The sequence below is a fragment of the Pseudomonas gingeri genome, from assembly GCF_013385425.1.
Lineage (GTDB): Bacteria > Pseudomonadota > Gammaproteobacteria > Pseudomonadales > Pseudomonadaceae > Aquipseudomonas > Aquipseudomonas gingeri_D.
In genome coordinates, this window is record NZ_JACAQA010000016.1 from 1 (window position 1) to 11,756 (window position 11,756).

Below are 11,756 nucleotides of genomic sequence, written 5' to 3' on the forward strand. Positions count from 1 at the left end.
GCTTATTTTCACTTTTCTGTCACAAAGGTCAAAAACAGTGCGCGTCCCGGGTTTTGCGGTGTCTGTACTGACGCCTTCGCGGGCAAGCTCCGCTCCCACAGTCTCCAGGCCTGACCGATAGTTCGCGGTGTGACTCGATCCCGTGGGAGCGGAGCTTGCCCGCGAAGAGGCCCGCATAGGCGACACAAGACCTCATCGCCAGCAAGCCGGTCCCTACAAGGACCGAGTTGTTGTGGAGAGCGGCTTTCTTGCCACAAGACGGGGAATTCGACGCATCACTACCGGGATGCGCAATACCAATAGCAGCGCCCCTATAGAGGCATATACCGTCCACTCCTTCAGGTCAGCCCGCACGATCCACAACATATGCAGCAACCCCAACCCGAGAATCACATAGACCAAGCGGTGCAACTTCTTCCAGCCCTTCCCCAGGCGACGCTGGCTGTAACGGTTCGACGTCACGGCAAGCGCCAGCAAACAGAGGAAACCCAGCGCACCGACAATGATGTAGGGCCGCTTGCGCAACTCGACCGCCAGTTGCGACCAGTCCAACCCGAGCACAAACACCAGATAAGCCACCAGATGCAGCACCACATAGGCAAAGCACCACAAACCCAATTGCCGGCGCACCGCGATCCAGCCCGGCCAGCCACTGAGTTTCTGCAACGGCGTCATGCTCAAGGTCACCAACAACAGAATCAAGGTGCCCAAGCCCAACCGATCCACCATGACCTTTCCCGGATCCGGACCCAAGGCCAGGCTCCAGGCCTGATACAACCAGAGCAACGGCCAGATCGCCGCCGCAATAAAGACACCCACACGCCAGAACGGATATCGCATCAGTAGTTCTTCCGCAGATCCAGGCCGGTATAGAGAGAGGCGACTTCATCCGAGTAGCCATTGAACATCTGCGTCTCACGCACATTGGGACTGAACAGCCCGCTGGGCAAACGCCGCTCCCGGGCCTGGGTCCAACGCGGGTGGTCGACGGTAGGGTTCACATTGGCATAAAAGCCATACTCATCCGAGGCAATGCTTTGCCAGGTGGTCTTGGGCTGCTCTTCCACCAGGCTGATGCGCACAATGGATTTCACGCTCTTGAACCCGTACTTCCACGGCACCACCAGACGCAACGGCGCACCATTCTGATTCGGCAGTTCCCGCCCATACATACCCACTGCCAGAATAGCCAAAGGGTTCATCGCCTCGTCCAGCCGCAAGCCCTCCACATAAGGCCAGTCGATCAGGGCGAAACCGGAACGCTGGCCCGGCATGCTCTTGGGATCCTGCAGGGTTTCGAAGCGAATGTATTTGGCCTTGGAGGTCGGCTCGACCTGCTTGAGCAGCGCCGAAATCGGAAAGCCGATCCAGGGAATCACCATGGACCAGGCCTCGACACAACGCAGGCGATAGATGCGCTCCTCCAACTGGTAAGGCTTCATAAAGTCCTCCAGGGCATAACGCCCCGGCTTGCCGACTTCACCGTCCACCACCACCGACCAGGGTTCGGTCTTCAGGGAGCCGGCGTTCTGCGCCGGATCGCCCTTGTCGGTGCCGAACTCATAGAAGTTGTTGTAGTGGGTCGCATCCTTGTAGGGGGTAATCGCCTCCCCCTTGACCGTCACCGCGCCCCATTTAGTCTCAGGCAGTTTCCCGGCAAACCAGGACGGCGCATTCCCCGCGTCCACATCGGCATAACGCGCCGCCTCGGCGGCACTGGCCCAACGCGGCAGACTGCCGATCGCCAGTGCGGCGACGGAAGCGCCCAGCAAGGTACGACGGGAAAGATAGAGGGATTCAGGCGTGACGTCCGATTCTTTGCAATCGGATCGCTTGGGAAGCTTGATAAACATGGCAACTCCGTAGCATTGGAGGACTGATGCACCAATAGACTACGGAGTCTGCGGGAAATTACATCACTCGCCGGCTTTGTGCCGACGAAGATGCAACAGGTACTGGATAGGACCCGAGGCCGCATAGGCGAGGAAGATCAGCAGCAGGATGCGTGGCGGATCGCTGAACACCACGGCGAACACCAGCACCACGGCGAGAATCGCGACAAACGGCACGCGCCCCTTGAGGTCCAGCTCCTTGAAACTGTTGTACTTGATGTTGCTGACCATCAGCATCCCGGCCGCCGCCACCAGCAAGGCCACCAGGAACGACATCTTCGAACCCTGGATCCCGTAGTCGCTGAACGCCCACACCGTCCCCGCCACCACGCCGGCCGCCGCCGGACTGGCCAGGCCGATAAAGTAGCGCTTGTCGGCGGTGCCGACCTGGGTATTGAAGCGCGCCAGACGCAATGCCGCGCCAGCTACATAGATAAAGGCAACCATCCAGCCGACCTTGCCCATATCCCCCAGCGCCCAGCCGAATGCCAGGAGTGCCGGGGCAACGCCGAAGGCGACCATATCGGACAACGAGTCATACTCGGCGCCGAAGGCGCTCTGGGTATTGGTCATGCGCGCCACGCGACCGTCCAGGCCGTCGAGGACCATGGCGACAAAGATCGCGATGGCGGAAAACGCGAAATACTTGCTCGCCCCCGCCGGGTCCCCGGCACTCGCGGCGCTCTGCGCACTCATCGCGCTGATGATGGCGTAGAAACCGGCGAACAGGTTCGCGGTGGTGAACAGGTTCGGCAACAGATAGATACCGCGATGGCGGACTTTCTGGCCGTCGGCGTCATGCCCCTCTTCGACATGTTCGTCGATGGGTAGCAGGCTTTCGGCTTCGGAGCCCTGACCAGGCTCTTCGGGACGTTCAGTCATGATATTACCTTGCAGCTAAATGAAGGGTTTCAACAGCACTCGGCGACTACGATGGGAGCGCAAAAAGATCCCGCTTTATACCAGAAGCGCCCTGGCCTGCGGGAAAACCCGGGCCAGACAGGTCGATCAGCCCAGGACAACGTGAGGCAGGAATCGACTGCTGTCCTTGGTAATCAGGCTGTCGTCCTCACGAATGCCGATCCCGGCGGCCACATCCCCCACCACCCATGAACCGATCACGGTGTAGCTGTCGCCGAACTTCGGCAAAGGGGAAAACGCCTGCAGGATATAGGGCGCATCCGTGTAGGGCCCATCCTCGGCCACCACCTGATCGTCGCCGGTACGGATCTCGATGTTCGCGCCCTCACGGGAAAAGAACGGTTTGCGCACCCAGCCCTTGGGCACGGGCCGCTGCGGGTTCTGGTCGACATAAGCGGGCAACAGGTTGGGATGCCCTTCATGAAACTTCCACAGCAGCGGCAAAATGCCTTTGTTACTGACAATGGCTTTCCAGGCGGGTTCGATAAATTGCGTGTCGCAACCGGGCACCGCCTGGCCGAACACCTCGTGGAAGATATGTTCCCAGGCATGCAGCTTGAACAGCCGCTCGATCCAACGGCCGTCCAGATCGACAAAGCGACCCTGGGCGGTGAGGCCGATGTCCTCGATATCGATATGCCGTGCCTCGATCCCCGCATGCGCGGCCATCTTGCGCAGAAAATCCGTGGTCCCGCGATCCTCCTCCGAGCCCGACATCGCCGAGAAGTAGAAAGCCCCACCGGCCGGAAAGGCCGCGAAGGCCCTGACCAGATCTTCGGCGATGGTGTTGAACTGATTCGCCTGCGCCGGCAGCACGCCCCGGGCGATCTGTTCCTCAAGCCAGAGCAACTGCACGGAACCGGCTTCGAGCAGACTGGTGGGGGTGTCGTAATTGGCTTCCAGGCACTTGGCCGGACCGCTGCCGTCATACGCCAGGTCGAAGCGGCCGTACAGATGCGGATGCCCCTGCTTCCAGGAATCGCGGACCAGATCGAAAAACGCCGGCGGAATGGCCAGGCCCGTCAGCAGTTCTTCACTGCCGACGACGCGCTCGACCACATCCAGGCACAGGTCATGCAGTGCCTTGGTCGGCGCTTCCAGGTCGCGGGTGATCTGCTCTTCGGTGAACAGGTAATAACCGCGCTCATCCCAATAGCGCTCGCCACCGATGGTGTGGAAACCGAACCCTTCGCGCTCGACACTTTCGCGCCAGTGCGGACGCTCTGCGATACCAATCTTTTTCACCCTGGCCGCTCCCCTCAACCGCCGGAACTGAAAATGCTGCTGCTCTTGCCGCCCCAACCACTGCGTGCGGTCGCCTGGCTGCCGAAGCCGCCACGCGAGACCGTCGAGGACACCGAGCCGGAACCGCTGCCCAGGCTTTTGCCGAGGGTGGCCGGCGTGTAGGTGTTGGTGGAACTGCTGCGGGCCTGGGTCGAACGACTGAACGACTTGCCCTGCTCGATCTGCTGCGACAGCGTCGAACTGCCATAGCTACCGCGATTGTCGCGACTGTCGTAGATCGGCTGGGAATAGTAGCGCCCGCCGCCACCGCTGTTGCTGAGCAGATTGCCAAGCAACAAGCCGGTCAGCAGGCCGCCATTGCCACCACCGCCCGACTGCACGGCCGCTTGTTGCTGGGCCTGTTCAAGGTCCTTGCGCGGCACATCACCGGACATCGCCAGTTCAAAGCCGCCCATCTTCGGCATGTACTTGCCGTCCGGGGTGATCTGGCAATAGCCGGGAACGAAGTCGCTGTCGCAGGAGGCCTGGTCGTCATAGGTCGGCGCGATACGCCGGTGATCGGCCAGCGCCTGCATGAAGGCGTCGGAGCAGACCTCCACCGGGACTTTCGCCGCCACGCACTCCTCGACCGACTTGAAGTTGCTCTTGGCGTTGAAGGCAACGGTGTCCTGGGATGCACCGCAGGCGGAAAGCGCCAGCGGAAAGGTGCCGGCCAGCACCAGTTTTACGGAGCTACGGGTTCTCATCGAATCATCCTTATCCTTGCCCTGGGCTCAGGTCGACGGCGTCATGCAGGCCGAGTTAAGCAAGCCAACACTGATGGCTACCGAGGCCGAATAGATCGCCGCCGCCATCTCGCCGCGCACAATACGCCCGGACAGCCCCTTGAGCACCAGGCTGGTCACGACAAACGCCAGCAACTGCACCACGGCCGCGATCAACACCCAGACAACGACGTCGACGACACTGATGCTGTTGGCGATGATATTGCTGGCCGGCAGGGCAAAACCCACCAACGAACCACCCAGGGCCACCGCCGCGGCGGTATTGCCCTCACGGATCAGGGCGAACTCCTTGTGGGGAGTGATCCGGGTGTAGATGAACTGGAACAACACGAACAGAACAGCCGCCACCGCCATATAGATGATGAAGCCGAATACCGCGGTGGCGTTGAGCGACAGGCGCAGCGCTTCGAGCATGATGATTTCCTTGTCAGAGAACTTCGATATCGGTGATTTGCAGCGTCACGCCAACAGCAGTGGACAGGGTGATCACCCCCTCCTCGTCTTCCTCGACCGAAAAGAGCAGGAACTCCCGACGGTTGAGCAGGCCGATCTCGCGGGAATAGAGCATGCTCAGGTGCTTGATCGAGTAGGCACCGTCCGGGCTCTTGACGAACTCCTGCATGGGTGTGAGTTCGGTCTGCCCGTCCTCACCGCCCCATTGCCGCCCATACTCCTCGCCTTCGAGTTCGTAGAGCGGCATGCCGATCTTCGCATTCGGGCCGGTCAGTTGCAGCAACTGTTCCTTGCTGTTGATCGTGGTGACGTCGTGGTAGCCGAACAGGATAAGGTCCTGAATGTCCTCGGCCGCGGGGCCGTCCATGACCACTTGCAGGAAATAATCCTCGTTATCGAGGTAAAACCGCTGCAAGCGCATCGACTGCCCGAGGTCGATATCGCCCACCGCCCAGACTTTCTCGTCATCGGGCACCACCACATGGGACTGCCCTTCAAGCATCAGCTTCAAGGAGCGATCCAGGCAGAGCATCCGCCCCGAGGCCAGCCCCAGGGGGTTGCCCGGCGCTACCGAGGTAGCCCCCGCGGCAGACTTCGGCGCCTCTAAGCCCATGACGCGCTTGATCCAACTCATCGTGTCTCTCCTTTCTGTCGCAACAACGCACCGGGCTGTTTTCCAGACGGCAAAAAGGGCAAAACGCTGACGCGCTTGCCCCAAGACCCGAGCTTACTGACCCGAGCCTGGATTCTGCCGGGCCTTCAGACGCGCCAGCACATCACTGCCGCTGCCCGACTTGGCGCCGATACCGGCGTCCTGCAGACGACGCTCCAGATCACCGCCGCTGGACTCGTCGGCCAATTCCTGCGCCGCATCCAGCTTGGCGTCGCGCTCATCCTGGCGTTGCTTGATACGCGCCAGCGACCCGACCGCCGTTTCCAGCTTGCCATTCGCCCCGCCGGTGGCCGCGGCGGTAGCAACACGGGCCTGCTGGACCGTCTCGCGGGCCTTGGCCATTTCGACCTGCTGCTTCAACCCCTTGATCTGGTTTTCCGCCTTGATCACCTGGGCATGCAGCATCTCGACCTGGGCGCCGAACTGATCGGCCAGGATTTTCTCCTGGTCGCGCAGGGCCTCGATCTCGGCCACCTTGTTGGCGCACTCGCCGGCCAGGCTTTCCACGCCCTTGTCCAGCGCGGCCATGGCCTTGCCTTCCCAGTTGGCGATGTCGTTGTTCAGGCCGTCGAGGCGCTGTTGCGACAGTTTGTAGCGGGCCTTGATATCCACCAGGCCGTTCTTGGCCTTGGCCACGGCATTTTCGGCGTCGCGCTGTTCCTGCTCGAGGATACGAATGGCGTTGGCGTCGACAATGGTCTCACCCACCTCGGAAACACCACCACGAATGGCCGTTATGACTTTCTTCCAGATACTCATCGAAAACTCCTTGGGGACTTCATTAAACGTGGATGTGGTCTTCGAACGCTTCCACCGCACGGATCACGTTCTCGGCCAGGGTGAAGATTTCCTGGACGATCACGGTGATGGTGGAAGCCGCGCTCAACGCGCCGAACATGCAGTAGACCTCGGTACCGTCGCCGACCCGCTCGATGCCCACGGAGGACAACGGGAACAGGTCGCGACTGCGCAGCACCAGGCCGTTGAAGACCGCTGGATCCTTGACCCGGCTCACTTCGACCAGGGTCGCGTCCACCAGGATCTGGTCACCGGACACCGCCAGGTAGAGCGGCAGGTCGCCAAATTCGGTCATGCTCAGCTTGATGCTCTGCTCGGCGTTTTCGGCGAGGGTCAGCACAATCTCGCCACTGGAGACGACCTCCAGCTCCGACAGCGCCTTGTGCAGCGAGTTGATCGTCCAGTTGATGTTCTCAGTCATGAAAGCCTCCAGTTTGATCCGTTCACCCAGGAAGGGCTGGCGTAACGCCTTTTCGATACCCCGCAGGGCCGTCGCATTCTCGGGAAGAATCCAGAATTCCCGCTTCACCAGCCCGGCATCGCGCAGCCGCGTGCGCATATCGCGAACGTAGTCGGCGGTAGTCTTGGTCTTGGCCGGTGATGACGCTTTCTCGCCCGTGAGGGGCTTGTCATCCGCTGTTTTTTTACGGGGCATCTGTCCTCCGAAAAATCTTACATGTAAGTAAATTACGTCCTTTGCCTGGAATGTTCAACATCTGACATGAAAGCTTTATGTGACAAAACAAAACGCCCCGACAAGTCGGGGCGTTTGTGTACAGCCTGTACCGGCGCTCAGCCCCGAGGGGCCAGGCAGCCGGTTGAGCGTCGACTCAGTTCTTGGCTTTGTCGACGATCTTGTTCGCGCCGATCCACGGCATCATCGAGCGCAGTTGCTCGCCGATGATCTCGATGCCGTGAGCAGCGTTGTTACGACGCTTGGCGGTCATCGATGGGTAGCCGGTGGCACCTTCGCTGATGAACATCTTCGCGTATTCACCGTCCTGGATGCGCTTCAGAGCGTTACGCATGGCCTGGCGGGATTCGGCGTTGATGACTTCAGGGCCGGTCACGTACTCGCCGTATTCGGCGTTGTTGGAGATCGAGTAGTTCATGTTGGCGATACCGCCTTCGTACATGAGGTCAACGATCAGCTTCAGTTCGTGCAGGCATTCGAAGTAGGCCATTTCCGGCGCGTAGCCCGCTTCAACCAGGGTTTCGAAACCGGCTTTGACCAGCTCGACGGTACCGCCGCACAGAACGGCTTGTTCGCCGAACAGGTCGGTTTCGGTCTCGTCCTTGAAGGTGGTTTCGATGATACCGGTACGACCACCGCCAACGCCGGCGGCGTAGGACAGCGCAACGTTCTTGGCGTTGCCCGAGGCGTCCTGGTAGATCGCGATCAGGTCAGGGATACCGCCGCCTTTGACGAACTCGGAACGCACGGTGTGGCCTGGAGCCTTCGGCGCGATCATGATCACGTCGAGGTCGGCGCGTGGCACGACCTGGTTGTAGTGGATCGCGAAGCCGTGGGAGAAGGCCAGGGTGGCGCCTTTCTTGATGTTCGGCTCGATTTCGTTCTTGTACAGCGCGGACTGGAACTCGTCCGGGGTCAGGATCATGACCAGGTCGGCAGCGGCAACAGCGCTGGCAACGTCGGTCACTTTCAGGCCATGGGCTTCAGCCTTGGCAACAGTGGCCGAGCCTTTGCGCAGGCCGACAGTTACGTCAACGCCGGAGTCTTTCAGGTTGCAAGCTTGTGCGTGACCCTGGGAGCCGTAGCCGATGATGGCGACTTTCTTGCCCTGGATGATCGACAGGTCGCAATCTTTATCGTAGTAAACCTTCATGAAATTCCCCTTTATATCCAGGCCGTTCAGGCCGTTTGCAAGTTGGTTTAGATGCTGAGTACTTTGTCGCCGCGCGCAATACCGGTGACGCCACTACGGACGGTCTCCAGAATCGAGGCGGTGCCGATGGACTGAATGAAGCTGTCGAGCTTGTCGCTGGTACCGGTCAGTTGAACGGTATAGACGCTGGCGCTGACATCAACGATCTGACCCCGGTAAATATCGGTGGTGCGCTTGATCTCGGCGCGCTGGGCGCCAGTGGCCTTGACCTTGACCAGCATCAGTTCGCGCTCGATATGAGCACTTTCCGAGAGGTCCACCAGCTTGACCACTTCGATCAGCTTGTTCAGGTTCTTGGTGATCTGTTCGATGACTTCGTCATGCCCGACAGTAGTCAACGTCAGACGCGACAGGGTCGGGTCTTCGGTCGGGGCCACGGTCAGGCTTTCGATGTTGTAGTTGCGTTGCGAAAACAGGCCAACCACACGGGACAGAGCGCCAGGTTCGTTTTCCAGAAGCAGGGAAATGATGTGCCGCATATTAGGTACGCTCCGTCTTGCTCAGCCACATATCGCGCATGGAGCCGTCTTTGATCTGCATCGGGTAGACGTGCTCGCTGGTGTCGACCTGGATATCGAGGAATACCAGGCGATCCTTCATGGCGAACGCTTCTTCCATCTTCGGCTTCAAGTCTTTCAGATCCGTGATACGGATACCGACGTGACCGTAGGCTTCGACCAGCTTGACGAAGTCAGGCAGCGATTCCATGTACGAGTGCGAGTGACGGCTGCCGTAGCTCATGTCCTGCCACTGGCGGACCATGCCGAGCACACCGTTGTTCAGGCTGACGATCTTCACCGGCAGGCCGTATTGCAGGCAGGTCGACAGCTCCTGGATGTTCATCTGGATGCTGCCCTCACCCGTGACGCACGCGACGTCGGAGTCAGGGAAACTCAGCTTCACACCCATGGCCGCGGGGAAACCGAAGCCCATGGTGCCCAGGCCGCCAGAGTTGATCCAGCGGTTGGGCTTGTTGAACTTGTAGTACTGCGCCGCGAACATCTGGTGCTGGCCCACGTCGGAGGTCACAAAGGCATCGCCCTTGGTCACTTCGCACAGGGTCTCGATCACGGTCTGTGGCTTGATGATGCTGCCGTCGCCCTTGTCATAAGGGAACAGGCCGCGGTCGCCGCGCCATTCGTCGATCTGCTTCCACCAGCTGGCCACCGACTCCTTGTTCGGAGTCTCGCCGATTTCCTTGAGGGTCGCGACCATTTCGGTCAGCACGCTCTCCACCGGCCCAACGATAGGCACGTCTGCCTTGATGGTCTTGGAGATCGATGCCGGGTCGATGTCGATATGGATGATCTTGGCGTTCGGGCAGAACTTCGACGGGCCGTTGATCACCCGGTCGTCGAAACGCGCGCCCACGGCCAGGATCACATCGGCGTGGTGCATGGTCAGGTTGGCGGTGTAGCTGCCGTGCATGCCGAGCATGCCGACGAACTGCCGGTCGGTGCCAGGGTAGGCACCCAGGCCCATCAGGGTATTGGTGACGGGCAGGTTGAGCATTTTCGCCAGCTCGGTCAGCGGCGCGGAGCCACCCCCGAGGATCACGCCGCCGCCCGCATAGAGCACCGGACGCTTGGCCGCCAGGAGCATTTCCGCCGCCTTGCGGATCTGGCCGGAGTGGCCACGTACCGCCGGGCTGTAGGAACGCAGCTTGGCTTTTTTCGGGAAGACGTATTCGAATTTCTCGGCCGGGTTGGTCATGTCTTTCGGGATATCGACAACGACAGGACCAGGACGACCGGATTGCGCCAGGTAGAACGCCTTCTTCATGACTTCCGGGATTTCCGAAGCGTGCTTGATCATGAAGCTGTGCTTCACGATCGGCCGGGAGATACCGATCATGTCGGTTTCCTGGAACGCATCGGTGCCGACCAGGGTGCTTGGCACCTGACCGGAGATGATCACCATCGGAATGGAGTCCATGTACGCCGTGGCGATACCGGTGATGGCATTGGTTGCGCCAGGACCGGATGTCACCAGGACCACGCCGGCTTTACCGGTGGCACGGGCGTAGCCGTCGGCCATATGGGTCGCGGCCTGCTCATGACGAACCAGGATGTGGGTGACATCCGGCTCCTTGAACAGGGCATCGTAGACATGAAGGAGAGCACCACCCGGGTACCCGTAGATGTACTTGACGCCTTCGTCACGCAAAAAGCGGACGAGCATCTCACCGCCAGATAAAAGCTCCACGTTGTTCACCTCTAAAACGCCAGAATACCGTCCACGCACACTGGAGGACGGGTCTTAATAGGTTTACTTCTCAGCAGAGCATGAGCGACGGTGGTCGCCGACTACGTCAGCACTGACTGAGCAAGTATTGGGAGTGCCCCAAATGTTGCGGGGGTTTCCCACCCAGCGCGAGGTAACGCGTTGCGGGTGTAACAGGTCGGCGCGGATGTGCGCCTCATGATCTGCCGAGTGGGCCTGCTTCTGGCAGTCCCTCTACAGCGGACTTTGGATTGTTCTGATTCGTCCCGTCCAAGTCAAGTTATCTTGTGAGCTTTCTTCGAACTAAGCACATGACAACGCAGAAGAAAACCTTTCACGAGGGAATGTGCTACGTTGCTTATCGCATTGTCTGACAAGGAAACCTGATGCGTAGAAGCATTCTGATGGCGGGCCTGCTACTCGCCTTGAGCCCGCTGTGCCAGGCCGGGCCGATCTACAAATGGGTCGATGCCCAGGGCCAGACGCATTTCGATGCACAGCCGCCGGCCGGGCAAACGGCCACCGTGGTGACCCCGGCAATCGGCAATGTCCCCGCGCCGCCACCCAGCCCCGCCGTACCGGCGAGCACGCCGCTGGGCGACCAGAAAGCCATCGACGCCAAGGTCAAGAAGCAGATTGCCGATCAGGAATTGGTGCGCAAAGCCTATTGCGAGAAAGCGCGGACCAACCTGGCCCAGCTGGAAAACAATGCGCGAGTGCGTGAAGAGGTCAATGGCGAAGTGCGCCGCCTGACCGATGAAGAACGCCAGACACGCTTGATAGAGACGCGCAAGAGCATCGAGGAAAACTGCTCGTAACTGTGGGAGCTGGCTTGCCAGCGATGACTGCCGGAAGATCG

At 60.2% G+C, this 11,756-nt stretch carries 13 protein-coding genes; 1 reads left to right on the plus strand and 12 read right to left on the minus strand.

Annotated elements, in window-relative coordinates:
• Window positions 1-213: 213 nt before the first annotated feature.
• The 12 genes from msrQ to HX830_RS19365 all read right to left on the minus strand — a co-directional run bounded on the left by msrQ (window position 214) and on the right by HX830_RS19365 (window position 10,879).
• Window positions 214-840, minus strand: a complete 627-nt coding sequence (msrQ, locus tag HX830_RS19310; RefSeq protein WP_177101963.1) for a protein-methionine-sulfoxide reductase heme-binding subunit MsrQ — start codon at window positions 838-840, stop codon at window positions 214-216.
• Window positions 840-1,853 carry a protein-methionine-sulfoxide reductase catalytic subunit MsrP gene (msrP, locus tag HX830_RS19315; protein ID WP_152737599.1) on the minus strand — a complete coding sequence of 338 codons (1,014 nt, stop codon included), beginning with the start codon at window positions 1,851-1,853 and terminating at the stop codon, window positions 840-842. The genes msrQ and msrP overlap by 1 nt, the downstream gene beginning before the upstream one ends.
• Window positions 1,854-1,916: 63 nt before the next feature.
• Window positions 1,917-2,774, minus strand: a complete 858-nt coding sequence (gene pssA, locus HX830_RS19320; RefSeq protein WP_100939556.1) for a CDP-diacylglycerol--serine O-phosphatidyltransferase — start codon at window positions 2,772-2,774, stop codon at window positions 1,917-1,919.
• Window positions 2,775-2,900: 126 nt separating this feature from the next.
• A complete protein-coding gene (locus HX830_RS19325; RefSeq protein WP_177101964.1) occupies window positions 2,901-4,058 on the minus strand; it encodes a glutathionylspermidine synthase family protein in 1,158 nt (385 codons plus the stop codon).
• A 14-nt stretch (window positions 4,059-4,072) separates the two neighbouring features.
• Window positions 4,073-4,804 (minus strand): DUF1190 domain-containing protein, encoded by a 732-nt coding sequence (locus HX830_RS19330; RefSeq protein ID WP_152737601.1) that lies wholly within the window; start codon window positions 4,802-4,804, stop codon window positions 4,073-4,075.
• Between the two features lie 27 nt (window positions 4,805-4,831).
• Window positions 4,832-5,257 carry a DUF350 domain-containing protein gene (locus tag HX830_RS19335; protein WP_177101966.1) on the minus strand — a complete coding sequence of 142 codons (426 nt, stop codon included), beginning with the start codon at window positions 5,255-5,257 and terminating at the stop codon, window positions 4,832-4,834.
• A 13-nt stretch (window positions 5,258-5,270) separates the two neighbouring features.
• Window positions 5,271-5,930, minus strand: coding sequence for a DUF2491 family protein (locus tag HX830_RS19340; protein WP_177101969.1), 660 nt, complete (start codon window positions 5,928-5,930; stop codon window positions 5,271-5,273).
• A 93-nt stretch (window positions 5,931-6,023) separates the two neighbouring features.
• Entirely contained in the window at window positions 6,024-6,728 is a 705-nt protein-coding gene (locus tag HX830_RS19345) for a PspA/IM30 family protein (protein WP_177101971.1), read from the minus strand.
• 22 nt (window positions 6,729-6,750) lie between these two features.
• Window positions 6,751-7,422 carry a YjfI family protein gene (locus tag HX830_RS19350; protein WP_177101973.1) on the minus strand — a complete coding sequence of 224 codons (672 nt, stop codon included), beginning with the start codon at window positions 7,420-7,422 and terminating at the stop codon, window positions 6,751-6,753.
• 175 nt (window positions 7,423-7,597) lie between these two features.
• Window positions 7,598-8,614: a ketol-acid reductoisomerase gene (gene ilvC / locus HX830_RS19355; protein WP_003212125.1), complete on the minus strand. Its 1,017-nt coding sequence runs from the start codon at window positions 8,612-8,614 to the stop codon at window positions 7,598-7,600.
• A 47-nt stretch (window positions 8,615-8,661) separates the two neighbouring features.
• Complete coding sequence (ilvN, locus tag HX830_RS19360) at window positions 8,662-9,153, minus strand: acetolactate synthase small subunit (RefSeq protein ID WP_003176102.1); 492 nt, start codon at window positions 9,151-9,153, stop codon at window positions 8,662-8,664.
• Window position 9,154: 1 nt separating this feature from the next.
• A complete protein-coding gene (locus tag HX830_RS19365; protein WP_103495488.1) occupies window positions 9,155-10,879 on the minus strand; it encodes an acetolactate synthase 3 large subunit in 1,725 nt (574 codons plus the stop codon).
• A 404-nt stretch (window positions 10,880-11,283) separates the two neighbouring features.
• Between HX830_RS19365 and HX830_RS19370 the strand changes: the two genes are divergently transcribed.
• The gene (locus HX830_RS19370; RefSeq protein WP_177101975.1) at window positions 11,284-11,715 is read left to right on the plus strand and encodes a DUF4124 domain-containing protein; all 432 of its coding nucleotides are present in this window, start codon (window positions 11,284-11,286) and stop codon (window positions 11,713-11,715) included.
• Window positions 11,716-11,756 lie beyond the last annotated feature (41 nt).

Bases quoted from the DNA above. Each gene is read 5' to 3' on its own strand.
- HX830_RS19350 (WP_177101973.1), bottom strand. From the start codon at position 7,422: ATGCCCCGTAAAAAAACAGCGGATGACAAGCCCCTCACGGGCGAGAAA.
- ilvN (WP_003176102.1), bottom strand. From the start codon at position 9,153: ATGCGGCACATCATTTCCCTGCTTCTGGAAAACGAACCTGGCGCTCTG.
- pssA (WP_100939556.1), bottom strand. From the start codon at position 2,774: ATGACTGAACGTCCCGAAGAGCCTGGTCAGGGCTCCGAAGCCGAAAGC.
- msrQ (WP_177101963.1), bottom strand. From the start codon at position 840: ATGCGATATCCGTTCTGGCGTGTGGGTGTCTTTATTGCGGCGGCGATC.
- HX830_RS19340 (WP_177101969.1), bottom strand. From the start codon at position 5,930: ATGAGTTGGATCAAGCGCGTCATGGGCTTAGAGGCGCCGAAGTCTGCC.
- msrP (WP_152737599.1), bottom strand. From the start codon at position 1,853: ATGTTTATCAAGCTTCCCAAGCGATCCGATTGCAAAGAATCGGACGTC.
- ilvC (WP_003212125.1), bottom strand. From the start codon at position 8,614: ATGAAGGTTTACTACGATAAAGATTGCGACCTGTCGATCATCCAGGGC.
- HX830_RS19370 (WP_177101975.1), top strand. From the start codon at position 11,284: ATGCGTAGAAGCATTCTGATGGCGGGCCTGCTACTCGCCTTGAGCCCG.
- HX830_RS19335 (WP_177101966.1), bottom strand. From the start codon at position 5,257: ATGCTCGAAGCGCTGCGCCTGTCGCTCAACGCCACCGCGGTATTCGGC.
- HX830_RS19345 (WP_177101971.1), bottom strand. From the start codon at position 6,728: ATGAGTATCTGGAAGAAAGTCATAACGGCCATTCGTGGTGGTGTTTCC.
- HX830_RS19330 (WP_152737601.1), bottom strand. From the start codon at position 4,804: ATGAGAACCCGTAGCTCCGTAAAACTGGTGCTGGCCGGCACCTTTCCG.